This window comes from Luteibacter sp. UNCMF331Sha3.1 (assembly GCF_900109915.1).
Lineage (GTDB): Bacteria > Pseudomonadota > Gammaproteobacteria > Xanthomonadales > Rhodanobacteraceae > Luteibacter.
Map to the genome: position 1 here is coordinate 1667250 of NZ_FOBU01000001.1, position 23355 is coordinate 1690604.

The window sequence follows — 23355 nt, forward strand, 5'->3', positions numbered from 1 at the left end:
TAACGCGAGACGCGTCAGAGGCGAAGCGGCATCACCACGTGGCGAGCCTCGTCGTTGCCCTCCTCCTGCAGGAGGCAGCTCGACTGGGCATCGCGGAGGTTGATCCGCACCTTGTCGCCGCGAAGTGCGCCCAGCGCGTCCAGCAGATAGCCCACGTTGAAGCCGACCGCGAGATCGTCGACCACCGTCTCGGCTTCGACCTCTTCCTGAGCTTCTTCCTGCTCGGGGTTGTGGGCCACGATCTTGATATGACCGGGCGTCAGCTCGAGCTTCACCCCGCGGTACTTCTCGTTCGAGAGAATCGCGGCGCGCTGCAGGGCGCTGCGCAGCACGTCGCGCTCGATGGTGGCCGACTTGTCGGCACCCAGCGGAATCACCGCTTCGTAGTCCGGGAAACGGCCGTCGATCAGCTTGGAGGTGAAAACGACACCACCACGGCGCACGCGCAGGTGATTGCGACCGAATTCGAGTTCCACCGAGCCTTCGCCGGATTCGAAGAGACCGATCAGCTCGTTGACGCCCTTGCGGGGGATGATGATCTGGCGGCGGGCCGAAACCGAGCTCTCCAGCTTCGTTTCCTTCAGTGCCAGGCGATGGCCGTCCGTCGCCACACAGCGCAGCGTATGTTCCTGGAGATCCAGCAGCATGCCGTTGAGGTAGTAGCGCACATCCTGGTTCGCCATGGCGAAGGCCGTGCGGTCCATGAGATCGCGCAGGACTTCCTCCGGCAGCGTGACCCGTTCGACGAGTTCGATCTCGTCGATCGTCGGAAACTCCGAAGCCGGCAACGTCGCCAGCGTGAAGCGGCTGCGACCGGCGTTGAGCGCCACGCGCTCGCCGTTCAACTTGAGGTCGATCTTCGCGCCATCCGGCAGCGCACGAACGATGTCGAACAGCTTGCGCGCCGGAATCGTGATTTCGCCTTCCTGCACGCCATCGGCGGCGGTGGTGGCGATCATCTCCACTTCGAGATCGGTACCCGTGAACGAAACCTCGCTACCGGAGGCGCGAACCAGAAGGTTGGCCAACACGGGCAGCGTCTGGCGGCGTTCGACGACACCCACCACTTGCTGCAGGGGTTTGAGCAGTACTTCCCTCTGGATGCTGAATTGCATGCGTCCCCTACTCCTGCTTTTAGTTTTTAAGATTTATTTAGTGGTTGTAGTAGGGCCAGTGGATATCTTGAAAAGTCTGAAATCATATTGAATTTCAGATATTTGCGTGTTGATATCGATTGGCCTTCACGTGCGGTTTCGTGTGGGTGCCTTGTGGATAACTTCAGGCCTCGAAACGATCCTCTGTCCATCCACCTATTATCCACAGCTTCTCAGCCCGTCAATATACGGATGAGCTGTTCCCAGTCCTGACGCATGCGCACGTCTTTTTCGCAGAATCCGCGGATCGTGCGGCACGCGTGCAGCACCGTCGTGTGGTCCCTGCCCCCGAATGCCTCTCCGATCTCGGGCAGGCTGTGCTCGGTCAGTTCCTTGGAGAGGGCCATGGCCACCTGACGGGGACGCGCCAGCGAACGCACACGGCGCTTCGAGAGCAGGTCGGACAGGCGCACCTGGTAGTAGTCGGCCACCGTCTTCTGGATGTTGGGGACGGTGACGGCCTGTGCATGCGTATTAAGGAGGTCGCGGAGCGTTTCCTCGGCGAAGTCGGTCGTGATGGGCTTGCGGTAGAAGTTGGCCCGTGCCGCCAGCGTGTTGAGCGCGCCCTCGAGGTCGCGCACGTTCGAGCGGATGCGCTTGGCCAGCAGCATCGCGACGTCTTCGGACACTTCCATGTCCTTTTCCGCCGCCTTCGACAGCAGGATGGCGGCACGCGTCTCGAAGTCCGGCGGCTCGATCGCCACCGAAAGGCCCCAGCCCAGGCGCGACTTGAGGCGCGGCTCGAGCTTGTCGAGTTCCTTCGGGTAGCGGTCGCAGGTGAGGATGATCTGCTGCTTGGCCTCGAACAGCGCGTTGAACGTGTGGAAGAACTCTTCCTGCGTCGTGTCCTTGCCGGCGAAGAACTGGATGTCGTCGATCAGCAGCGCGTCGACCGAACGGAAGCGCCGCTTGAAGTCGTCCATGTTCTTCTGCTGCAGGGCCTTCACCATGCCGCTGACGAACTGCTCCGAGCGCAGGTAGAGCACCTTCGCGCCGGGATTGTTCTGCATCAGCATGTTGCCGGCCGCATGCATGAGATGGGTCTTGCCCAGACCGGTGCCGCCGTACAGCAGCAACGGGTTGTACGCGCGACCGGGATTCATCGCGACCTGCATCGCCGCGGCCTTGCCGAGCTGGTTCGACTTGCCCTCGACGAAGGTTTCGAACGTGTAGTGCGGATCGAGGTTGTGCACATGCGGTGGCTCGGGCGCGGCTTCCACCACGCGCGGCGCGGCGTGTGTCGCAGGCGGGGCGACGGACGACGCCGGCCTCGCCGGTGCCGGGCGCGCGGCCGACGAGCCGACTTCCAGCCGCACGGGCAGGGCGCGGCCGGTCAGGTGCTCGACGATCGACGCGATCTTGCCCAGGTACTGTTCGCGGACGGTGTCCAGCGAATACGGATTAGGCGCATACAGGTAGAGTCCGGTCGCATCCTCCCTGGCCTGCAACGGCATCAGCCAGGTATGGACGTCTTCGGACGTCAGTTCGCCTTCAAGACGCTCGAGACAGCGCCTCCAGAGATCACTCATCGGGTATTCTTGCCACAGAAGAGGCGCGTGCGCGCGGGGTGGACGACGAAGTCTACCAGCCTTCCGTCCCGGCCTCGGATTCGCCGTCGCGCCCTGCGACGCTTTCGCCCGTTCTCCAAGCGGTTGACAGTCCTACGGAATGTCACGCATACTTTCGGGCCTTTTTCCATCTTCACTCGGACGTCAGCGCCATGAAGCGTACTTTCCAGCCCAGCAAGCTCAAGCGTGCCCGCACGCACGGCTTTCGCGCCCGCATGGCCACCGCCGACGGCCGCAAGATCCTGAACGCCCGTCGCGCGAAGGGTCGCAAGCGCCTGATCCCGTAAGCGGTCCGCCGGTCGTGCGTGCCGCAGCCATGCCGCGCGATGCGCGGATACGCCGCGCCGCCGACTTTGCCGCCTTGCGAACAGTCAGCGGTCGCCTCGGCGGCCGCTGTTTTCTTTTGCGCTTCGGAAACAACGACGGAGACACCGCCCGCCTCGGGCTGGCCATCTCCAAACGTTGTTCCAAACGCGCGGTCGATCGCAACCGGATCAAGCGCCTGGCGCGTGAGGCTTTTCGCCGTGCCCGCCCCTCGCTCCCGCCTGTGGACATCCTGGTCATGGCCCGCGATACAGCGGTGAACGAGACCGGCGCGACGCTGCTTGCCGAGCTCGATGCCCTGCTTCGCCGTATCCGGCCGTTGAAGCGCGAGGGTGCCGACGGCACAATCGCGCGTTGACCTCGTCGTTCTTCCCGCCTTTCCCGGCCATGCGGCCGGGGCGCCATTCGGATCTGGCCTAAGCAATGAATCAAACGCGCACGCTTCTCTTCTTCGCGCTCATGTTCGTGGCGTACCTGCTGTGGACCGAATGGGAGAAGGACTACGGCCCGCAGCCGGCGGCTCCCACGCCCGCGGCGCAGACCGATGCCGGTAAGCCGAACGCCGACGCCAGCATCCCCGGCGCCGCGACGCCCGCCAGCGTGCCGGTCGACGCCAGCGCCGCGGCGACGGAAGGCAAGGGCGAGCTGGTCACGCTGTCGAACGACGTGCTCCGCCTGACGATCGACACGCGCGGCGGCAGCATCGTCCGCTCCGAGATGCTCGCCTACCCGGCCGAGCCCGCCACCAAGAAGAATCCCACCCCGCCGCCGGCACGACTGCTGGACGACGCCGCGGATCACTTCTTCGCCGCGCAGGACGGACTGGTCAGCAACACGGGCGCCGCGCCGGACCACCGCGCGCTGTTCCATGCCGACAAGACGAGCGCCACGATCGCCGACGGCGAGAAGTCGGTCAGCATCGACCTGACGTGGACCGACGCCTCCGGCGTGAAGGTGATCAAGCGTTACACCCTGAAGCGAACCGACTACGTGATCGACCTCGACCAGCGCGTCGAGAACGGTTCGTCCACGGCGTGGACGGGCAACGCGTATCAGCAGCTGCAGCGCGTCCCTGCCGCCAAGGTCAACTGGTTCAAGGCGTACACCGATCCGGCCCAGCACAGCTTCTTCGGTGCGGCGTGGTACAGCCCGGAAAACAAGTTCGAGTCGCTGCCCTTCGCCGACTTCGCGAAGAAGCCGCTCAACCGCCAGATCAGCGGCGGCTGGGTCAGCATGCAGCAGCACTACTTCTTCGTGGCGTGGATTCCGCCGGCGGCGGAAAGCGTCACCTACAGCAGCACGATCGTCGATCCGAACTCCGCCACGCCGCGTTACCTCGTGCGTGCGTTCGGTCCGGCCATCACCGTGGCACCGGGGCAGTCGGCCGATAGCGTCGCGCGTCTGTATGTCGGTCCGAAGCTGCAGGGCACGCTCGACGTGATCGCCCCGGGTCTCGAACTCACGAGCAACTACGGCTGGCTGACGATCATCGCGCAGCCGCTGCACTGGTTGCTTTCCCAGCTGCACGCGATCAGCGGTAACTGGGGCGTCGCGATCATCCTGCTCGTGCTGCTCATCAAGGCCGCGCTGTTCAAGCTCACCGACGCGCAGTTCCGCTCGGGTGCGCGCATGCGCAAGCTGCAGCCGCGCGTCGCCGCGCTCAAGGAGCGTTACGGCGACGACCGCATGAAGATGCAGCAGGCGATGATGGAGCTGTACAAGAAGGAGAAGGTGAACCCGATGGCGGGCTGCCTGCCCATCCTGATCACCTTCCCCATCTTCATCGGCCTGCTTCGCGTGCTGTCGGAATCCATCGAGCTGCGCCAGGCGCCGTTCGTCGGCTGGATCCACGATCTCTCGGCGCCCGACCCGTTCTACGTGCTGCCGGTGCTCTACTTCCTGGTCACGCTCCTCACGCAGCGCATGATGCCGACCGCGGGCATGGATCCGACGCAGGCCAAGATGATGAAGGTGATGCCGCTGATCTTCGGTGTCTTCTTCGCCTTCTTCCCTTCCGGCCTCGTGCTGTACTGGACGGTCAACGGCGCGACCAGCCTGCTCCAGCAGTGGTGGATCAACCGCAGCGTCGACCAGGCCGATCTCAAGGCCAAGACGGCTTAAATCACCGGGCGGCGCGTCGAAAGACGCGCCGCTTCGCCATGCAAGGTTCGATATGACCCACGGCGACGACACCATCGCGGCCATCGCCACCGGCGCCGGCGCGGCCGGCGTCGGCGCCGTTCGCGTTTCAGGGCCGAAGGCACCGGAGATCGCGCGCGCGTTTCTCGGTCGCGCGCCGACGCCGCGGCATGCGCACTTCGCCGCGTTCCGCGATCGCGACGGCGAGCTGATCGATCGCGGCATCCTTCTGAGTTTTCCTGCCCCGGCGTCGTACACCGGGGAACACGTTCTGGAACTCCAGGGCCACGGAAGCGCCGTGCTGCTCGACGCCCTGCTTCGCCGCGCGATCGAACTCGGTGCCCGCCTCGCGCGTCCCGGTGAATTCACCGAGCGCGCGTTCCTCAACGGCAAGCTCGATCTCGCGCAGGCCGAAGCGGTGGCCGACGTGGTCGCCGCGACATCCGAAGCCGGAGCGCGTGCCGCGTTGCGCTCGATGGAAGGCGTGTTCTCCGCGCGTGTCGACGATCTGCTCGCCGAGCTCGTCGCGCTGCGCGTGCACATCGAAGCGGCCATCGACTTCCCGGAAGAAGAAATCGACTTTCTCGCCGATCCGGTCATCGGCGCCAACCTCGCGGCCCTGCGTGCGAACCTCGATGCGTTGCTCGTCGAGACGCGCCGCGGGGTGCGTCTCAACGACGGCATCGCCGTCGCTATCGTCGGTCGGCCCAACGCGGGCAAGTCGAGCCTGCTCAATGCCCTGGCCGGCGAGGAGCGCGCCATCGTCACCGACATCCCAGGCACCACGCGCGACGTGCTTCGTGCATCGGTGACGATCGATGGCGCGACGCTCGAGCTCGCGGATACCGCGGGGCTTCGCGAATCGGACGACGTCGTGGAACGCGAAGGCATCCGCCGCGCACGTGCGCAGTTGGAACGGTGCGACGTCGCGTTGCTCGTTACCGACGAAGCGAATGCACGCGACGACCTCGCCTTCTTCGCCGGCATGCCGGCGGAGGCGACGCGCATCGTCGTCGTCAACAAGATCGATCTCGCGCAGGTCGATGCGCATCGCGAGCGCCGCGACGATCACGAAACGCTCTGGCTATCGGCGCGCACGGGCGAAGGCCTCGACGCGTTGCGCCGGATGCTTCGGGATCTCGCGACCGCCGGCGCAGGCGACGGTGCGTTCAGCGCACGGCGTCGTCATGTCGTCGCGCTCGAATCCGTTCGCGATCACCTCGACCGCGCTGCGGCGGCATTGCACGAGCATCGTGCGGGCGAACTGGCGGCGGAAGAACTGCGCCAGGCGCAGCAGGCACTGGGTGAGGTCACCGGCACCTATTCTTCAGACGATCTGCTTGGCGCGATCTTCAGTTCGTTCTGTATCGGGAAGTGAGGCGAGCGGGCCCGCTTGCGCGGGATCGTCGATGCGATCGGCTCCCACCATGCAGTAGAGAAGGCGCTGCGAGAAGGCCCGCTGCCGCGGGATCGCCAGCCTGCTGGCGAATCACGCCCGCGACACGGTAGCTAGCGAAGGGCGACACCCGTCGCAGGAACTCAGCAGCTCTCGACCGCCACCGACGAGCGACGACCATCCATCGCGATCGATGCGGCCCAGATCGCCAGACCACCAAGCGCCAGCAGCGCACCGACCCAACCGGGCGACGTCCAGCCGTAACCATGCGCGATGGCCAGGCCACCGAGGAACGGGCCGAGTGCGTTCGCGGTGTTGAACGCCGAGTGGTTGAGCGACGCGGCGAGGCTTTGCGCGTCGCCGGCGACGTCCATCAGGCGCGTCTGCAGCACCGTGCCGAGCGCGCCACCGATGCCGATGAAGAACACATCGATGCCGAGTGTCCATACGTTGCCCGCGGCGAACGGAAACAGCGCGAGCGTGATCGCGCTCCAGAGCAGCAGGCCACCCGCGGTCGGCATCAGCGCGCGGTCCGCGAACGCGGGTACGACCATGTTGCCGGCGGTGAGACCGATGCCGAAGATGCCGATGATCCACGGCACCGTGTGCAGCGGCATGTGGGTCACGGCGATCAGGATGTCCGCAAGGTAGGTGTAGACGGCGAACATGCCGCCAAAGCCGATCGCACCGATCGCGAGGGTGAACCACACCTGCGAGCGCTTCAGCGCGCCGAGTTCGCGCAGCGGGCTGGCGTCCTTGTCGGCGGGCACTTCGGGCGCGAAGACCGCGACCGCCGACATCGTCGCGACGCCGAGCACGGCAACCAGCGCGAACGCCCAGCGCCAGCCCACCGCCTGTCCGAGCCAGCTCGCCAGCGGTACGCCGACCACCGTCGCGACCGTCAGGCCGAGGAACATCTGACCGACGGCGCGTGTGCGCCGGTTGGGCGGCACGAGCGACGAGGCGACCAGCGCCGCCACGCCGAAATACGCGCCGTGGGGCAGGCCGGCGAGAAACCGGAACACCAGCATCCAGTGGTAGCTGGGCGACAGGCCGGTGAGACCGTTGAACACCGTGAACATCGCCATGAGGACGATCAGCAGGCGCCGGCGCGGCACGCGCGCGCCCAACACCGTCATGATCGGCGCGCCCACCACGACACCCAGCGCGTACGCACTGATGGCGTGGCCCGCGGTCGGGGCGTCGATGCCCAGGCCCTGCGCGAACAGGGGCAGCATGCTCATCGAGGCGAATTCGGTGGTGCCGATGGCGAATCCACCGACGGCAAGCGCGAGGATCACCAGACCGACGTGAGGGGCGCGAACGGGCGGCGTGCCCATGGCGGGCGCGGGGGTGTGAGGGGACATGGGCGGGCTCGGGACGGTGGGGCACGGCGTTGGTGCGCCGCAGCATGGCTTCAGGATACGCCGCTGGACCGGTCGATGCCACGTCGCTGGCTGGCGGCTGTCGCGGGATCGCCAGCAGGCTGGCTCCCACATGGCTACCGGAGGGTGGGAGCCAGCCTGCTGGCGATGGCCTCAGGCCGCACTGTCCTCATCCCGCACGAATTCGATGAAGGCTCTCAGCGCCGAGGTTACCCGCCGCTGCCTGGGGTAATACAGGACGAAGCCTGGATATGGCGGGCACCAGTCCTCGAGCACCTTCACCAGGCGCCCCGCCGCGACGAGTTCGGTCACCTGATCCTCGAGTACGAGGGTGAAGCCGATGCCGGCAAGCGCGGCGTCCAGCGCGAGGCGGAGGTCGCCGAACGTCACTCGACCCCGGACGTCGAGCTCCAGCTTCGTTTCGCCCTGCTCGAACTCCCACTTGTAGAGGCGCCCGCTCGGAAACCGGAAGCGGATGCAGTCGTGCCGGAACAGGTCGTTGGGATGCCGCGGCACGCCCTGCGCCGCGATGTACGCCGGCGACGCGACGCAGGCCCCCTGCTGCTGCCCGCCCAGCGGGACCGCGATCATGTCCTCGGGCACGTGTTCGTGGAAACGGATGCCGGCATCGAATCCGGAGGCCACGATGTCGATCAGGCCATCGTTGTCGACGGCTTCGAAATGGATGTCGGGGTAGCGCTCGAGGAAGCGGGGCAGCAGTCCCGGCAGCAGCAGCTGCGCCGTGACGCGGGGCATGTTGATGCGCAGAGTCCCCGCCGGCGTGGCGCGGAAGTTGTTCATCTCCTCCAGCGCCTCGCCCACGTCGGCCAGGGCGGGCTCCAGTCGCTCGAGCAGGCGCTGGCCCGCTTCCGTCAGCGAGACGCTGCGCGTGGTGCGATGGAAGAGAACCACGCCAAGCCGCTCTTCGAGATTCCGGATAGCGTAGCTGATGGCCGACGTCGTCAAAGTGAGCTCCGCCCCCGCTTTCCGGAAGCTGGCATGACGGGCCACGGCGGCGAAGGCAGCGAGATGGGAAAGATTTTCAGGGCGCATGATTGTCAAGTTTAACTCAACGATTCATCGCGAAATCCCCGTTGGCAGGGTCGATTGTTGAGAGTTTATTGTTCTCACCCCCAGAAGAGGATGCCGACCCATGTTCGAAGTCAAAGCGTTCGCGGCGAAAGACGCCGAGTCTCCCCTCGTTCCTTTCACGGTGCAGCGTCGCGATGTCGGCGAGCACGACATCCACATCGAGATCCTGTTCAGCGGCGTATGCCACTCCGACCTGCACCAGGCCAAGGGCGACTGGGGCAACTCGGTGTTTCCGATGGTTCCCGGCCACGAGATCGTCGGCCGCGTGAAGGCCGTGGGCGCCGCCGTGAAGAAACTCAAGGTTGGCGACTATGCCGGCGTCGGCTGCATGGTCGACTCCTGCCGCGTCTGCGAGTCGTGCAAGCAGGACCTCGAGCAGTACTGCCTGACGCACACCAGCTTTACGTATAACGGCACGGAGCAGGACAAGACCACGCCGACGCAGGGCGGTTACTCGACCGACATCGTGGTCGAAGAGCGTTTCGTGGTGAAGATTTCCGAGAAGCTCGACCTCAAGGCGACTGCTCCGCTGCTGTGCGCGGGCATCACCACGTACTCGCCCCTGCGCCACTGGAACGTCCGTGCGGGCCAGAAGGTCGGCATCATCGGGCTGGGCGGCCTCGGCCACATGGGCGTGAAGTTCGCCAAGGCGATGGGCGCGCACGTCACGATGATCACGACGTCGGAAGCCAAGGGTGCGGACGCCAAGCGCCTCGGTGCGGACGCCGTGCTGGTGTCGAAGGACGAGAAGGCGATGGCGGCCGAGGCGGCCAGCTTCGACTTCCTGCTCAACACGATTCCGGTGTCGCACGACGTGGCGCCGTACATCGCCCTGCTGAAGCTCGACGGCACGATGGTGCTGGTCGGTGCCCTCACGCCGATCGACGCCTTCGCCGGCGGCAGCCTGATGCTCCCGCGTCGCACGATCGCCGGCTCCGCCATCGGCGGCATGGCCGAGACCCAGGAGATGATGGATTTCTGCGCCGAGCACAACATCGTTTCGGACATCGAGGTGGTCGACATGGCTTCGATCAACGAGACGTACGAGCGCCTGAAGAAGAACGACGTCCGCTATCGCTTCGTCATCGACATGGCAACGATGAAGGACGCCGCGTAAGGCCTGGTGGGAGCCGGCCTGCTGGCGATGGTGTTTGTGGCAATCACCCATCGCCAGTAGGCTGGCTCCCACCCGAGTTCTCGATGCCAAGGAATCCCCACCGCGTGCGTCGACTCCTCCGCTACACCGCGATCGCCCTCGCCCTGCTCGTCGCGTTCCTCGCGTTCGCCGCCGTATCGGCATGGCCGAACATCGGCACGCGACCCGACGGGGCCCGCGCGGCGCGTGATCGTCGCTCGCCGCAATGGCACGGCGACCACTTCGACAATCCGCTGCCGATGTACAGCGACATCAAGGGTGGCATTTTCCAGATCTTCCGATCGCGACCCGGCGAGGAACCCGACGCACCCGTGCCGACGGTCGACTCGTCCGCTGTTTATGCGGCGCCTCCCGCGAGCGGATTACGCGTTACGTGGTTCGGCCATTCGTCGATGCTGCTCGAGATCGACGGCGCGCGCATCGTCGTCGACCCGTTGTGGAGCGAACGCGCCTCGCCTTTTCCATGGCTCGGCCCGAAGCGCTGGTACCAACCACCGGTCGCGATCGAACAGCTTCCGCCCGTGGACGCCGTGGTGATCTCGCACGATCACTACGACCATCTCGACCGCGCATCGATCCAGGCTTTCAATGCACGCGGTGTCCGCTTCATCGTGCCGTTGGGCATCGGGGCGCACCTCGCGGGCTGGGGCGTGCCCGAGGACCGCATCACCGAACTCGACTGGTGGCAGGAAACGGACGTCGCGGGCGTGCGGATCGTATCGACGCCGTCGCGTCATGCGTCGGGCCGCCTGTCGGCACGCAGCAACCTCACATTGTGGACGGGCTACGCGATCCTCGGGCCGGCGCATCGCGCGTTCTACTCCGGCGACACCGGCATGAACGACACGTTCGCCGACGTCGGCGCGAGGTTCGGGCCGTTCGACGTCACGCTGGTCGAAGCCGGCCAGTACGATCCGCAATGGCCCGACTGGCACCTCGGGCCCGAGCAGGCGGTACGGGTGCACGAACAGGTACGCGGTCGCACGCTCATCCCGGTGCACTGGGGCCTGATCAAGCTGGCGCATCACGCGTGGACGGAACCACCCGAGCGCATCCTCGCGGCCGCGCGTTGCGGCCACGTCGACGTGCTGATTCCGAAACCGGGCCAGGCGTTGGAGCCCACGACGCATCCGGCGGTCGCTCGCTGGTGGCCGCCGCAGCCGTGGTTCACCGGTGCGCAGCATCCCATCGTCGCGTCACGACACGGCAACCCCGACGACCTGTTCGCCGTGCCACGCTGTTCCTGACGCCGGTCAGGCGGCCGGCATCACCAACCGCATGGGCATCTCCCGCAGTGGCCGACCCGTGGACTCGTCGATCACCAACGCATGGATCGTTTCGCCCGTCGTGTCGTCGACGAGGTGCGACATCGGCTGGCCTCCGCCGTTGTAGCGACGGCCCCATTCGCCCATGGCGGCGAGGATGGGAATGAACTCGCGACCGGCCTCGGTGAGGACGTATTCGTCGCGGGGCGGGCGTTCGCTGTAGCGGCGCTTTTCCAAGACACCCGCCTCCGTCAGGGACTTCAATCGACGCGAGAGGATGTTCGGCGCGATGCCGAGGCTGGTCCGGAACTGGTCGAACTGGGTCATGCCGCGGCTGGCGTCGCGAAGGATGAGCGCACTCCACGCGTCTCCCACCATGGCGAGACCACGGGAGATGGCGCAGGTGCCTGAAGAAAGTCGGTCGATGTCCATTGCATTATGATAGTGGAGTCACTATCGTATGGCAACGCAGTAGCTATCAATTTGCAACTAACCCATACGGAGTCACTCATGAGCACTGAAAACAAAGGCACCGCCCTGGTCACGGGCGCTTCGTCCGGCATTGGCGAGCTCTACGCCGAGCGCCTCGCCGACCGCGGTTACGACCTCATCCTCGTCGCCCGTCGCGTCGACCGCCTCGAGGCCGTCGCCAGGAACATCCACGCCCGTACCGGCCGCAAGGTCGAGGTGCTCCGAGGCGACCTGACGAATCGTGCCGACATCGCGACCGTCGAGCGCCGGCTCCGGGACGACAGCGCCATCACGATGCTCGTGAACAACGCAGGCATCTCGCTCGAGGGCAGCACGCTCGATAACGACAGCGACAACATCGAGCGCATCGTCACGATCAACATCCTGGCCCCGACGCTGCTGACCGCGGCCGCCGCGCAGGCGTTCGTCGCCCGCGACAAGGGCGGCATCATCAACATCGCGTCGGTGCTGGCGTTCGCGCCGGAAGCGTTCGACGGCATCTACAGCGGCTCGAAGGCGCACATGGTCAACCTCACGCTTGGTCTCGCCGCCAAGCTGCCGACGAAGAACGTGCGCGTCCAGGCCGTGCTCCCGGGTGCCACGCGTACCGAGATCTGGGAGAAGTCGGGCAAGGACGTCGACACCCTGCTTCCGGGCATGGTCATGGAAACGGCCGATCTGGTCGATGCCGCGCTGGTCGGTTACGACCGCGGCGAAACGATCACCATCCCGCCGCTGCAGGACGAGAACCAGTACATCGCCTACCGCGATGCGCGCCTTGCCATGGCGCCGAACCTGTCGCGCAAGGAAGTCGCCCCGCGCTACCGCGTCTGATCGCAAGCCCGGTGGGAGCTCGCCTGCTGCATGGGTGCTCGCGGCAAACACCCTCAGCCAGCAGGCTGGCTCCCACCAACAACAAGCGGTTACGTTCCACTCCTGCGGCAACGCGAACGAAGGCGCGCTAAACTGTCGAACTCGCTACGTAATTGCGGTTCGGCATGCTTTCCTTCGTGTTCGCCGCCTTCGGGCTTTCCACCCTCTGGTTGCTTCCCCTGATCTGGCGCCTCGCCGCCGCGCTCGTGCGGCGACGCAGACCGCCGACCGTCGGACCGGGCGCCATCCGGTTCTGGACGGGTTTCGTCCTCGTCCTGCTTTCGAGCGCCACGCTCGAGGGGCTGGTCGTTTCCCACTACACCGACGATCCCACCGCGGGCGCGGCGGTCTGCCGTTGGCTCGCCGGCGTGTTCGCCACGTTCCCGGGCGGTGCGCCCGCCGCGCTGGTCGCCTTGGTCGCGCTCGTGGTGGCCCTCCCCTGGTATCTCGGCGTGACTTGGTCGTCGTTCCTCGTCCGCACCAACGGCGTGCTCGAACCGATCGGCGCACTCGCGATCGAAGGTGCGCGCCGCCTGTTCTCACGCTCGGCCAGCCGTGTCACGGGCCGCCGCCCTGCCGCCGCGGTGCGCCGCGCGGACCGGCCTGCCGCGCGGCGTCGTCCTGCCGGCAAGACGCCCGCGCGGAAAGCCGCGCCTGCCGTCACGGCACGGCCCGACACCGCGCGTAGCGAACCCGTGCCGTCCGTTCGCCCGTCCGTGGCCACGCCGGTACCGCCGCGTCACCGTGCACGCCCCGACACCGTCATTCGCGAGCCGTGGCTGGCGCCGCGGGCCGCCGCTTCCGTCGAAGCCGACACGCCGACCGTGGCGTCGCCTGCACCGGTGTTCGCCGAGCGCACCGTGTCGCGCGACCACGACGCGTCACTGGCTCGCGCCACCTACGTGACGCCGGAACCCGAGGTCGTCGAGACACCGGTGGCTTCCGTCGACGCGATGCCCGACCTTCCGGTAGCGATCGACACGCCCATCGTGAACCCCGTGTCGCGCTTCGCGATCGCCGCCAACGACGAGTCCGTGATCGAGCCAGCGCGCACGGTCACGCTGACGCCCGTCCGCCCCCTGCGCGCATCGTCGGCGAACGCGATCTCGCTGCCCCCGACGTCGCTACTGTCCGGCGCACGCCACGACGCCGTATCCGTCACCGACGCCGAGCTCGCCGACACGGGCGAGCTGATCGAGCAGCGTCTGCGCGAGTTCAAGGTGCCCGTGCAAGTCGTCGGTGCGTCGGCCGGTCCTGTCATCACGCGCTATGAAGTCGAGCCCGCCGTCGGCGTGCGTGGCAATCAGATCGTCGCGCTGATGAAAGACCTCGCGCGCGGCCTCGGACGTTCCTCCATCCGCGTGGTGGAGACGATCCCCGGCAAGACGTGCATGGGCCTCGAGCTACCGAACGATCAGCGCCAGATGATCGCACTGTCGGAAATCCTGGAATCCGCCGAGTATCGCGACTCCGATTCGTTGCTGACGCTCGCGATGGGCAAGGGCATCACGGGCGAACCCGTCGTGGCGGACCTCGCGAAGGCGCCGCACATGCTGGTGGCGGGCACCACGGGTTCCGGCAAGTCGGTCGCGGTGAACGCGATGATCCTCTCGATGCTCTACAAGGCGACGCCCGAAGACGTCCGCATGATCATGATCGACCCGAAGATGCTGGAGCTCTCCGTCTACGAGGGCATCCCGCACCTTCTGGCGCCCGTGGTCACGGACATGAAGCTCGCCGCGAACGCGCTCAACTGGTGCGTGGCGGAGATGGAAAATCGCTACAAGGTGATGTCCGACCTCCGCGTGCGCAATCTCGCCGGCTACAACCAGAAGATCCGCGAGGCGCGCGCCGCGGGCAAGCCGCTGTTCAATCCGTTCCCCGCGCACCCGGAGATTCCCGAGCACCTCGACACGCTGCCGATGATCGTCGTGGTGATCGACGAGCTCGCCGACCTGATGATGGTGGCCGGCAAGAAGATCGAGGAACTCATCGCCCGGCTCGCACAGAAGGCGCGCGCTGCCGGCATCCACCTGATCCTCGCCACGCAGCGACCGTCCGTCGACGTGATCACCGGCCTCATCAAGGCGAACATCCCGACACGCGTCGCCTTCCAGGTCTCGTCGAAGATCGACTCGCGCACCATCCTCGACCAGATGGGCGCCGAGAGTCTGCTCGGTCAGGGCGACATGTTGTTCCTGCCGCCCGGCACGGGCTATCCGCAGCGTATCCACGGCGCCTTCGTCGCGGACGAAGAGGTGCACCGCATCGTCGCGTGGCTGAAGCAGTTCGGCGAACCGGATTACAAGGAAGAGATCCTCGCCGGGCCGCCGAGCGACGTCGTCGAAGGAGAAGGCGGCGAAGACGGCGTCGATGCCGAACTCGATCCGCTCTACGACGAAGCCGCCGCCTTCGTGCTGCGCTCGCGTCGCGCGTCGATCTCGTTCGTGCAACGGCAGTTCCGCATCGGCTACAACCGCGCCGCGCGCCTGGTGGAGGCGATGGAGGCCGCGGGTCTGGTGTCGTCGATGGGCATCAACGGACAGCGGGAAGTGATCGCGCCGGGGCCGCAGGACTAATCGGTGGGAGCCAGCAGGCTGGCTCCCACCGAGCAAGAAAAACGGGCCCGAGGGCCCGTTTTTTTTATTCCTTCGTCAACAGCTTCAGCGGCACCGCGATCGACTTGTCGACGGGCTGCTTGTCGATCAGCTTCTTCGCGGCGTCGACGCCGAGACGACCGATCTCTTCGGGCTGCTGGGCGACCGTGGCGGCCATCGTGCCGTTCATCACGGCGGTCTTGCCGTCCGGCGTACCGTCGAAGCCGACGACCAGCACCTTCTTGTTCTTGCCGGCCAGGGCCTGCACCGCGCCGAGGGCCATCTCGTCGTTCTGGGCGAAGATCGCCTGCACGTCCGGATTGCCCTGCAGCAGGTTCTCGCTGACCGAAAGGCCCTGCGCACGATCGAAGTTGGCGGGCTGCTGCGCGACGATCTTCATGCCGGTGGTGGCGACTTCGTCGTCGAAGCCCTTGCCGCGCTCGCGCGCCGCCGACGTGCCGGCCACGCCCTGCAGCTCGATGATGTTGCCCTTGCCGCCGAGTGCCTTGGACAGGAAGTCCGCGGCCATCTTGCCGCCGGCGACGTTGTCGGATGCGATGTGCGAGGCGACTTCGGCGCCGTCGACACCGCGGTCGAGCGTGATCACCGGGATGTTCGCGCGCTGCGCGGACTGCACGGCGCCCGCGAGGGCCGACGAATCCGTCGGATTGAGCAGGATCACCGAAACGCGCTTCTGGATGAGGTCTTCCACGCTCGAGATCTGGCGCGCCGGATCGTCCTGCGCGTCGACGACGACCAGCTGCACGCCGGCGTCCTTCGCGGCCTTCTGCGCGCCGTCCTTCAGCTCGACGAAGAACGGGTTGTTCTGCGTGGACAGCGCGAGGCCGACCACGGGCGTACCGGACGCCGCGCCACCGGCGCTTGCGCTGGCGGCGGGCGCGGATTCGCCGGGACCCTGCTGCGAGCAGGCGGCGAGGAACGTTGCCGCGGCCGCGGCGAGGAATGTGAGTTTGCGCATGATGTGTTTCCTCGTTGAATTACTGCCGCCGGTCCAGCAGGACGGCGATCAGGATGACGATGCCCTTGACGATCTGCTGATAGAACGAGCTGACGCCGAGCAGATTGAGACCGTTGTTCAGAAAACCGATGAGCAGCGCGCCGACGAGCGTACCGAACAGCCAGCCGCGACCGCCCGCGAGACTGGTGCCGCCGAGCACGACCGCGGCGATCGCATCGAGCTCGTAACCGGCGCCGGCCGTCGCCTGCGCGGAATACAGGCGCGAGGTGAGCACGATGCCCGCGAAGGCGGAGAGCAGACCGGACAGGCCGTAGATCGCGAGCTTCATCGGGGCGATGCGCACGCCGGAAAGACGCGCGGCCTCTTCGTTGCCGCCGATCGCGACGACGTGCCGGCCGAATACCGTGCCACGCAGCAGGAAACCGCAGGCGACGAACGCGATGAACATCCAGATCACGGGGAGCGGAACCAGGTTCGCGACGTAGCCGCCACCGAGCAAGGCGAAGCTCTGGTTGGTGACGGGAATCGGGCTGCCCTGCGTGTACGACAGCGTGACGCCGCGCAACAGCGTGAGCGTGCCGAGCGTGGCGATGAACGGTGCGACGCGACCCCACGATACGAGCGCGCCGTTGATCACCCCGAGCAGCAGGCCGAGCGCGAGGCCCGCGCCGGCGGCGAGCACGATGCCGTGGCCCGCGGCCATCAGGCCGGCGGTGACGGCGCCGGTGAGCGCGAGGATCGCACCCACGGACAGGTCGATACCGCCCGACAGGATCACGAACGTCATGCCGAACGCGATGAGCGCGTTGATCGACACCTGTCGCAGCACGGTCAGCAGATTGCCCGTGGTGAGGAAGTCCGGGCTCATGATCGAGAGCACGATGAAGAGCAGCACCAGGCCGATGACCGAACCGAGGCGCTGAAGGAGCGTCGCGGCGCGGCTCCAGTTGAGTTGGAGCGTCATGTCACTTGCCTCCGGTCGCGGCGGTCATCACGGCTTCCTGGGTGGCGCCGTGGGCATCGAGTAGGCCGGTCGCACGACCTTCGTGCATCACCAGGATACGGTCGCTCATGGCGAGGACCTCCGGCAGCTCCGATGAAATCATGAGGATGGCCACGCCCTGCTCCGCGAGTTGATTGATGATGTGGTAGATCTCGGCCTTGCCGCCGACGTCGACACCACGCGTCGGCTCGTCGAGGATGAGCACGCGTGGCTTCAGTGCCAGCCACTTGGCCAGCACCACTTTCTGCTGATTGCCGCCGGAGAGCGCACGCACGTCGATCTCGCTGTCGCGCGCGCGGATCTTCAGGGCATCCATGAGGCCACGCGTCTGGGTCTTCTCCGCCGGTCGGTCGACCAGGCCGGCGTGCGCGGGCACGCGCGGCAGACTGACGTTCTCGCGCAGGCTCATGTCGAGCACGAGGCCCTGGGCCTTGCGATCCTCGGTGACGAAACCGAAGCCCGCGTGGATCGCTTCGTTCGGCGACTTCGGCGTGATCGCCTTGCCATCGAGCGTGACCTGGCCGCTTTGCAGCTTGTCGAGGCCGAACAGCAGGCGCGCCATCTCCGTGCGGCCGGCGCCGAGAAGACCCGCGACGCCGAGCACTTCGCCCGCATGCAGTTCGAAGCTCACGTCCTGGACGATGCCGCCGGTGACGTGTTCCACCTTGAGGCGCACGGCGCCGATGTTCGGCGTGCGCGTGGGAAACCGCGCGTCGAGCGTGCGTCCCACCATCATCTTCACGACCTCGTCGAAGGCGAGGCCCGGCACGGGCCGCGTGCCCACGAACTTGCCGTCGCGCAGGATGGAGATGCGATCGCACAACGCGAAGATCTCTTCCATGCGATGCGAGACGTAGACGATACCGGTGCCCTGGTCACGCAGGTCGCGGATCAGCCGGAACAGCACGTTCGTCTCGTGTTCGGTCAGCGCGGCCGTCGGCTCGTCCATGATCAGCACGCGCGCGTTCTGGCCGAGCGCGCGTGCGATCTCCACCATCTGCTGCTGGCCGACGGACAGGCGTTCGATCTTCGTACCCGGGTCGAGCCGCTCCATGCCGACGCGGGCCAGCCATTCCAGCGCGCGTTTCGTCATCGCCCGGTGGTCGAGCAGGCCGAAGCGCTGGATCTCCCGGCCGAGAAACAGGTTGTCCGCGATGGTCAGCGCGGGAATCAGGTTGAGTTCCTGATGGATGATGGCGATGCCGTTCTTTTCGGCATCGGCGGGCGTGGCGATGGTCGCGGGCCTGCCGTCGACCTCGACCGTGCCCGAGTCCGGCGCGTAGATCCCGGTGAGGATCTTCATCAGCGTGGACTTGCCCGCGCCGTTCTCACCCATCAGCGCGTGAACTTCGCCCGGCAGCAATTCGAAGTCGACGCCTTCGAGCACCTTCACCGGCCCGAAGGCCTTGTGGATGTCCCGCATCGTGACGAGTGGCGTACTCATCAGAAGGTCACGCCCGCATGCAGAATCACGTTGGCGTACGGCGACGTTTCGCCCGTGCGCACCACGGCGACCGCACGCGCGCACAGGTGCTTGAAGTCGTCGTGCGATACCTCTTCCACGCCGATGCCGTCCGCCCGAAGGCGATCCGATAGCGCCATGAGGGCGTCGTTGCGTCCATGGATTTCCCGGGCGACCGTCGCGCTTTCCACCGCGAGTTCCGCGTACACGGCGTCGAACACGGCGGCGAACGACGGCGTGCCGGGGAGCACCGCCAGGTCGATGCAGCGAACGCCCGGTGGCACCGGGAGGCCCACGTCGCCGATCACCAGGGTGTCGGTGTGGCCCATGGCCGCGATCACGCGATTGAGTTCGGCATGCAACAGGCCGCGACGTCTCATGAATGTGTCTCCAGGAAAGCCGTGACCTCGTCGGCGCGCGGCATGCCGCCCTGTGCACCGAGACGCGACACGGCGATCGCCGCGGCGGCGTTGGCCTTGCGCACGGCGACATCGAGGCCTTCGGCGAGATACACCGCGAGCGCGGCGTTGAACGTGTCGCCCGCGCCGGTGCTGTCCACGGCGTCGACGCGGAAGCCCGGCTGGTGCCGCGGCGCCTCGTCGCCGTCGCGGAACCATGCGCCGTCTTCGCCGCGCGTCAGTACGACCGGGCAGGGTGCGCGACGCATCAGTTCGCGGAAATCGGTGCCGGCATCGTCACCCAGCACCATCGCCAGTTCATGCTGATTGGGTGTGAGGTACCGTACGCGTGCGAGCCATTCGGCGGGCAGGCGCTGTGCCGGCGCGGGATTGAGGATGACCGGGGTGCCCTCCTCGTGCGCGATGCGCAGCGTGGCCTCGACCGCGTCGAGCGGGATTTCGAGCTGCACCAGCACGGCGTCGGCATCGCGGATGACCGCGCGCGCGGCCTCGACCTGGGCCGGTGTGACCCGGCCATTCGCGGCCGGCACCACGACGATGTTGTTCTCGCCACCGGCCACGGTGATGGAGGCCGTGCCGCTGCCGATGCCGTCGATGCGGGTCACGTGGCCGACATCGACGCCCTCCGCCACCAGGCCGTCGTACAGCTGTTTACCGAAGGCATCGTCGCCGATGCACCCGACCATCGACACCGAGGCGCCGAGCCGCGCGGCGGCGACGGCCTGGTTCGCGCCCTTGCCACCGGGAATCGTGAGGAAGCGGTCGCCGGTCAGCGTTTCACCCGGCCCGGGGAAGCGCGGCGCGAGAGTGACCAGGTCCATGTTGATGCTACCGACGACGGCGATTCGCGTCATGCTGCTCTAGCTCCGGGAGGCTCGCGGAACGTCCGATGTTCGCTCGTGGATGCGGGATGGCGCGCAAATATACCGCCGCGCCGCGCACGATGCTTTCATGCGCGTGCTTTCCACTACCGGGAAAGGCCCTTGGCCGCGAGTTCGTCGAGGTAGGCCGCCCACGACGTTTCGTAGTGGCGGCCGAAGTCGTAGAGCATGTCCCAGCCGAAGATGCCGCTGGCGTGTCCGTCGTCGAAACGGATCAGCACGCCATAGTGGCCCGTGGGTTCCAGGGCTTCGATGTTCACGTCGCGCTTGCCGTGCACAAGCACCTTCTGGCCCGGGCCATGGCCCTGGACTTCGGCGCTGGGCGAGTTCACCCGGAGGTATTCGCAGGGGAGCCGGAACCGCTCGCCGTTGTCGAAGGCGACTTCGAGGACGCGGGACGAGGCGTGGAGCACGATGTCGACGGGGCGGGGCCGTGTCATGGGAGAACCAATGAGGTCGAACGAACTTCAGGAGCGATCCCGGTGGGAGCCAGCCTGCTGGCGATGGATGCCTGGCGTAAGCACCCATCGCCAGCAGGCTGGCTCCCACCGATCGGCTCGAAGGTATATCGCTAGTGCGCCCGGCCGAAACCGTCGCCGGTGCCCTGCTCGAGCGGCGGCGGATCGCCGGCGACCGCGAGCAACGCCGTGGCGTAGGCGTCTTCCATGCTGATGGTGGAGATCTCGTCCCACGAGAAGAACGACGGCTCGCGCAGCCATTCCGCGTCGGGGGTGATCTCCTGCATGTTGAAGCCTTCTTCTTCCACGCTGACGACGCGGCCGATGTAGCAGACCTCGGCTTCGTCCTCGCTGTCGACGTGCACGCCGATGACCGGAGCGTGCGCCGACGCCGCCTGGACGACCTGATTGATGTCGTCGAGCGGGAAGTCAGAAGGAGGGCTCGGCACGATGCCTTTGAGCGCGAGCGCCTTCTCGAGGAAGATCGCGTGCTTGTCCGGCGCCTCGAACTCCGAGATGTCGCGATGCCGCATGACGTACATGCCGTCATAGCTGACGCCGTCGCCGACGACCCACAGCAGGAAGAATTCGCGACCGACCCCGCCCACGTAGCCGCAGAAGCTGCCGTGCTCGAGTTCGTCGCGCCAGAGGCGTACCAGCTGTTTGCTTTCCTGCGCTTCGCGCAGACTGGCTCGCTGGCCGCTCGTTTTGAGTTGGATAACCTTGCCCATATCGTTCAATAGTTTAGCAGAGGGGGTAGGCTCCGGTGTTCAGAGGATGTAACGGCTGAGATCCTCGTCCTTCACCAGCGAAGCCAGGTTTTTGTCGACATATTCGGCGTCGATGTCGTACGTTTCGCCGGATTTGTCGGCAGCTTCGAAGGAGATGCGCTCCAGAAGCCGCTCCATGACCGTGTGCAGGCGGCGGGCACCGATGTTTTCGGTGCGCTCGTTGACCTGGAAGGCCACGTCCGCCAGGCGGTCGATGCCGGATTCGGTAAAGCTAAGCGTCACGCCTTCGGTGTTGAGCAGCGCAACATATTGCTTGGTCAGGGCATTGTTCGGCTCGCGCAAGATGCGCTTGAAGTCGTCGACCGAGAGCGCGCTGAGTTCCACGCGGATCGGCAGGCGACCCTGCAGTTCGGGAATCAGATCGGACGGCTTCGCCAGTGAAAACGCGCCCGACGCGATGAACAGGATGTGGTCGGTCTTGATCGGCCCGTATTTCGTGGAGACCGTGGAGCCCTCCACCAGCGGCAGCAGGTCGCGCTGCACACCTTCACGGCTGACGCCGGCACCGCCCCACTCCGACCGCTGCGCCACCTTGTCGATCTCGTCGATGAAGACGATGCCGTTCTGCTCGGCGATGTCGACCGCGCGTGCCCGCAGGTCGTCGTCGTTGAGCAGCTTGCCGGCCTCTTCTTCCACGAGGATCGGTCGCGCTTGGCGAATGGTGGTCTTGCGGCGCTGCGATTTCTGGCCGCCGAGGTTCTGGAACATCTTGCCCAGCTGCTGGCTCATCTCCTCCATGCCCGGCGGAGTCATGATCTCGACGCCGACGTTGGTGGCGAAATCGAGCTCGATCTCGCGATCGTCGAGCGCGCCTTCGCGCAGCTGCTTGCGCAGCTTCTGGCGGGTGTCGCTGTCGATCGCCGGCGCCGCGCTGCCGGTGTCGTCCCAGCCGGTGGCCTGGCGGCGCGGCAGGAGCGCGTCGAGCAGTCGATCTTCGGCCGCGTCCTCGGCCTGGCTACGCACGCGGCCCTTGGCCTGCTCGCGCACCAGCTTGTACGACACATCGGCGAGATCGCGGATGATCGACTCCACATCCTTGCCGACGTAGCCCACTTCGGTGAACTTGGTGGCCTCGACCTTCACGAACGGCGCGTTGGCGAGCGTCGCCAGACGACGGGCGATCTCCGTCTTGCCGACGCCGGTCGGCCCGATCATCAGGATGTTCTTCGGGGTGACCTCGTCACGCATCGCCGGATCCAGCTGCATGCGGCGCCAGCGATTGCGCAGCGCGATGGCGACGGCGCGCTTGGCGTCGTGCTGACCGATGATGTAGCGGTCCAGTTCGTTGACGATCTCGCGGGGAGTGAGTTCAGACATCGGCTCAGAGCTCTTCGATCGAATAGTTGTGATTGGTGTAGATGCAGATATCGCCGGCGATCTTCAGCGCTTTTTCCACGATCGTGCGCGCATCGAGGTCGGTGTTCTCCATCAGGGCCAAGGCGGCCGACTGGGCGTAGGGGCCGCCTGAACCGATGGCGATCAGGCCGTGTTCCGGCTCCAGCACGTCGCCGTTGCCCGAGATGAGCAGGGAGGCTTCCTTGTCGGCGACGGCCAGCATCGCCTCGAGGCGTCCCAGGCGGCGGTCGGTACGCCATTCCTTCGCCATCTCCACGGCCGAGCGCGTGAGGTTGCCGCCGTGCTTGACCAGCTTTTCCTCGAACAGCTCGAACAGCGTGAAGGCGTCGGCGGTCGCGCCCGCGAAGCCGGCCAGGACGTCGCCCTTGCCGAGGCGGCGCACCTTGCGGGCGTTGGCCTTCATGACGGTATTGCCGAGAGTGACCTGACCGTCACTGCCGATGACGACCTTGCCGTCGCGGCGGACGCAGACGATGGTCGTGGCGTGCATCGGTTCCATAGTGCGTTCCTTGGGGGAGACGCCAGAGGTGGGGGTAGGCGGGAGGCGTCGCAAGTCCGGGGTGCTCCCACGCCCCGGGGCCCCCGC

The 23355-nt window shown here is 66.5% G+C and carries 22 protein-coding genes; 8 read left to right on the forward strand and 14 right to left on the reverse strand.

Annotated elements, in window-relative coordinates; genetic code table 11:
- Positions 1-14 precede the first annotated feature (14 nt).
- Positions 15-1115 (reverse strand): DNA polymerase III subunit beta, encoded by a 1101-nt coding sequence (gene dnaN / locus BMX32_RS07330; protein WP_029213561.1) that lies wholly within the window; start codon positions 1113-1115, stop codon positions 15-17.
- A gap of 212 nt (positions 1116-1327) precedes the next feature.
- Positions 1328-2683, reverse strand: a complete 1356-nt coding sequence (gene dnaA / locus BMX32_RS07335) for a chromosomal replication initiator protein DnaA (RefSeq protein WP_029213560.1) — start codon at positions 2681-2683, stop codon at positions 1328-1330.
- Between the two features lie 191 nt (positions 2684-2874).
- On the opposite strand from dnaA, the gene rpmH reads away from it, so the two are divergent.
- The 4 genes from rpmH to mnmE all read left to right on the forward strand — a co-directional run bounded on the left by rpmH (position 2875) and on the right by mnmE (position 6563).
- The gene (gene rpmH, locus BMX32_RS07340; protein WP_008211413.1) at positions 2875-3009 is read left to right on the forward strand and encodes a 50S ribosomal protein L34; all 135 of its coding nucleotides are present in this window, start codon (positions 2875-2877) and stop codon (positions 3007-3009) included.
- Between the two features lie 14 nt (positions 3010-3023).
- Positions 3024-3404, forward strand: a complete 381-nt coding sequence (gene rnpA, locus BMX32_RS07345; protein WP_029213559.1) for a ribonuclease P protein component — start codon at positions 3024-3026, stop codon at positions 3402-3404.
- 65 nt (positions 3405-3469) lie between these two features.
- A complete protein-coding gene (yidC, locus tag BMX32_RS07350; protein ID WP_089976289.1) occupies positions 3470-5167 on the forward strand; it encodes a membrane protein insertase YidC in 1698 nt (565 codons plus the stop codon).
- A 52-nt stretch (positions 5168-5219) separates the two neighbouring features.
- Positions 5220-6563, forward strand: coding sequence for a tRNA uridine-5-carboxymethylaminomethyl(34) synthesis GTPase MnmE (mnmE, locus tag BMX32_RS07355; protein ID WP_089976292.1), 1344 nt, complete (start codon positions 5220-5222; stop codon positions 6561-6563).
- Between the two features lie 161 nt (positions 6564-6724).
- Here mnmE and BMX32_RS07360 read toward each other — a convergent pair whose 3' ends face one another.
- Both BMX32_RS07360 and BMX32_RS07365 read right to left on the reverse strand, forming a co-directional pair.
- The gene (locus BMX32_RS07360) at positions 6725-7921 is read right to left on the reverse strand and encodes an MFS transporter (RefSeq protein WP_089976295.1); all 1197 of its coding nucleotides are present in this window, start codon (positions 7919-7921) and stop codon (positions 6725-6727) included.
- A gap of 198 nt (positions 7922-8119) precedes the next feature.
- The gene (locus BMX32_RS07365; RefSeq protein ID WP_089976298.1) at positions 8120-9019 is read right to left on the reverse strand and encodes a LysR family transcriptional regulator; all 900 of its coding nucleotides are present in this window, start codon (positions 9017-9019) and stop codon (positions 8120-8122) included.
- A 100-nt stretch (positions 9020-9119) separates the two neighbouring features.
- On the opposite strand from BMX32_RS07365, the gene BMX32_RS07370 reads away from it, so the two are divergent.
- Entirely contained in the window at positions 9120-10175 is a 1056-nt protein-coding gene (locus BMX32_RS07370; RefSeq protein ID WP_089976301.1) for an NAD(P)-dependent alcohol dehydrogenase, read from the forward strand.
- Between the two features lie 104 nt (positions 10176-10279).
- Positions 10280-11461: an MBL fold metallo-hydrolase gene (locus BMX32_RS07375; RefSeq protein WP_211664184.1), complete on the forward strand. Its 1182-nt coding sequence runs from the start codon at positions 10280-10282 to the stop codon at positions 11459-11461.
- 6 nt (positions 11462-11467) lie between these two features.
- Here BMX32_RS07375 and BMX32_RS07380 read toward each other — a convergent pair whose 3' ends face one another.
- Complete coding sequence (locus BMX32_RS07380; protein ID WP_244511452.1) at positions 11468-11857, reverse strand: winged helix-turn-helix transcriptional regulator; 390 nt, start codon at positions 11855-11857, stop codon at positions 11468-11470.
- A gap of 132 nt (positions 11858-11989) precedes the next feature.
- Between BMX32_RS07380 and BMX32_RS07385 the strand changes: the two genes are divergently transcribed.
- Entirely contained in the window at positions 11990-12784 is a 795-nt protein-coding gene (locus BMX32_RS07385) for an SDR family NAD(P)-dependent oxidoreductase (protein WP_029213552.1), read from the forward strand.
- Positions 12785-13776: 992 nt separating this feature from the next.
- Positions 13777-15402, forward strand: coding sequence for a DNA translocase FtsK (locus BMX32_RS07390; protein WP_244511476.1), 1626 nt, complete (start codon positions 13777-13779; stop codon positions 15400-15402).
- Between the two features lie 64 nt (positions 15403-15466).
- On the opposite strand, the gene rbsB is transcribed toward BMX32_RS07390, so the two are convergent.
- The 9 genes from rbsB to hslV all read right to left on the reverse strand — a co-directional run bounded on the left by rbsB (position 15467) and on the right by hslV (position 23268).
- Entirely contained in the window at positions 15467-16399 is a 933-nt protein-coding gene (gene rbsB, locus BMX32_RS07395; RefSeq protein WP_089976309.1) for a ribose ABC transporter substrate-binding protein RbsB, read from the reverse strand.
- Between the two features lie 19 nt (positions 16400-16418).
- Positions 16419-17363 carry an ABC transporter permease subunit gene (locus tag BMX32_RS07400; protein ID WP_029213549.1) on the reverse strand — a complete coding sequence of 315 codons (945 nt, stop codon included), beginning with the start codon at positions 17361-17363 and terminating at the stop codon, positions 16419-16421.
- A 1-nt stretch (position 17364) separates the two neighbouring features.
- A complete protein-coding gene (locus tag BMX32_RS07405; RefSeq protein ID WP_089976313.1) occupies positions 17365-18846 on the reverse strand; it encodes a sugar ABC transporter ATP-binding protein in 1482 nt (493 codons plus the stop codon).
- Positions 18846-19244, reverse strand: coding sequence for a D-ribose pyranase (rbsD, locus tag BMX32_RS07410; RefSeq protein WP_089976319.1), 399 nt, complete (start codon positions 19242-19244; stop codon positions 18846-18848). Before rbsD ends, BMX32_RS07405 begins: the two co-directional genes overlap by 1 nt.
- Positions 19241-20137, reverse strand: a complete 897-nt coding sequence (gene rbsK, locus BMX32_RS07415; RefSeq protein ID WP_089976322.1) for a ribokinase — start codon at positions 20135-20137, stop codon at positions 19241-19243. Before rbsK ends, rbsD begins: the two co-directional genes overlap by 4 nt.
- A gap of 113 nt (positions 20138-20250) precedes the next feature.
- Positions 20251-20604, reverse strand: coding sequence for a gamma-butyrobetaine hydroxylase family protein (locus BMX32_RS07420; protein ID WP_029213545.1), 354 nt, complete (start codon positions 20602-20604; stop codon positions 20251-20253).
- 131 nt (positions 20605-20735) lie between these two features.
- Complete coding sequence (locus BMX32_RS07425; RefSeq protein ID WP_089976325.1) at positions 20736-21353, reverse strand: hypothetical protein; 618 nt, start codon at positions 21351-21353, stop codon at positions 20736-20738.
- A 39-nt stretch (positions 21354-21392) separates the two neighbouring features.
- Positions 21393-22730, reverse strand: coding sequence for an ATP-dependent protease ATPase subunit HslU (gene hslU / locus BMX32_RS07430; RefSeq protein ID WP_029213543.1), 1338 nt, complete (start codon positions 22728-22730; stop codon positions 21393-21395).
- A gap of 4 nt (positions 22731-22734) precedes the next feature.
- Positions 22735-23268: an ATP-dependent protease subunit HslV gene (gene hslV / locus BMX32_RS07435; protein WP_029213542.1), complete on the reverse strand. Its 534-nt coding sequence runs from the start codon at positions 23266-23268 to the stop codon at positions 22735-22737.
- Positions 23269-23355 lie beyond the last annotated feature (87 nt).

Coding starts and splice junctions, on each gene's coding strand:
- BMX32_RS07390 (WP_244511476.1), top strand. CDS start 13,777: ATGCCCGACCTTCCGGTAGCGATCGACACGCCCATCGTGAACCCCGTG.
- BMX32_RS07365 (WP_089976298.1), bottom strand. CDS start 9,019: ATGCGCCCTGAAAATCTTTCCCATCTCGCTGCCTTCGCCGCCGTGGCC.
- hslU (WP_029213543.1), bottom strand. CDS start 22,730: ATGTCTGAACTCACTCCCCGCGAGATCGTCAACGAACTGGACCGCTAC.
- BMX32_RS07405 (WP_089976313.1), bottom strand. CDS start 18,846: ATGAGTACGCCACTCGTCACGATGCGGGACATCCACAAGGCCTTCGGG.
- dnaN (WP_029213561.1), bottom strand. CDS start 1,115: ATGCAATTCAGCATCCAGAGGGAAGTACTGCTCAAACCCCTGCAGCAA.
- rpmH (WP_008211413.1), top strand. CDS start 2,875: ATGAAGCGTACTTTCCAGCCCAGCAAGCTCAAGCGTGCCCGCACGCAC.
- hslV (WP_029213542.1), bottom strand. CDS start 23,268: ATGGAACCGATGCACGCCACGACCATCGTCTGCGTCCGCCGCGACGGC.
- rbsK (WP_089976322.1), bottom strand. CDS start 20,137: ATGACGCGAATCGCCGTCGTCGGTAGCATCAACATGGACCTGGTCACT.
- BMX32_RS07370 (WP_089976301.1), top strand. CDS start 9,120: ATGTTCGAAGTCAAAGCGTTCGCGGCGAAAGACGCCGAGTCTCCCCTC.
- yidC (WP_089976289.1), top strand. CDS start 3,470: ATGAATCAAACGCGCACGCTTCTCTTCTTCGCGCTCATGTTCGTGGCG.
- mnmE (WP_089976292.1), top strand. CDS start 5,220: ATGACCCACGGCGACGACACCATCGCGGCCATCGCCACCGGCGCCGGC.
- BMX32_RS07360 (WP_089976295.1), bottom strand. CDS start 7,921: ATGGGCACGCCGCCCGTTCGCGCCCCTCACGTCGGTCTGGTGATCCTC.
- BMX32_RS07380 (WP_244511452.1), bottom strand. CDS start 11,857: ATGGTGGGAGACGCGTGGAGTGCGCTCATCCTTCGCGACGCCAGCCGC.
- rbsB (WP_089976309.1), bottom strand. CDS start 16,399: ATGCGCAAACTCACATTCCTCGCCGCGGCCGCGGCAACGTTCCTCGCC.
- dnaA (WP_029213560.1), bottom strand. CDS start 2,683: ATGAGTGATCTCTGGAGGCGCTGTCTCGAGCGTCTTGAAGGCGAACTG.
- BMX32_RS07420 (WP_029213545.1), bottom strand. CDS start 20,604: ATGACACGGCCCCGCCCCGTCGACATCGTGCTCCACGCCTCGTCCCGC.
- BMX32_RS07400 (WP_029213549.1), bottom strand. CDS start 17,363: ATGACGCTCCAACTCAACTGGAGCCGCGCCGCGACGCTCCTTCAGCGC.
- BMX32_RS07385 (WP_029213552.1), top strand. CDS start 11,990: ATGAGCACTGAAAACAAAGGCACCGCCCTGGTCACGGGCGCTTCGTCC.
- BMX32_RS07425 (WP_089976325.1), bottom strand. CDS start 21,353: ATGGGCAAGGTTATCCAACTCAAAACGAGCGGCCAGCGAGCCAGTCTG.
- rbsD (WP_089976319.1), bottom strand. CDS start 19,244: ATGAGACGTCGCGGCCTGTTGCATGCCGAACTCAATCGCGTGATCGCG.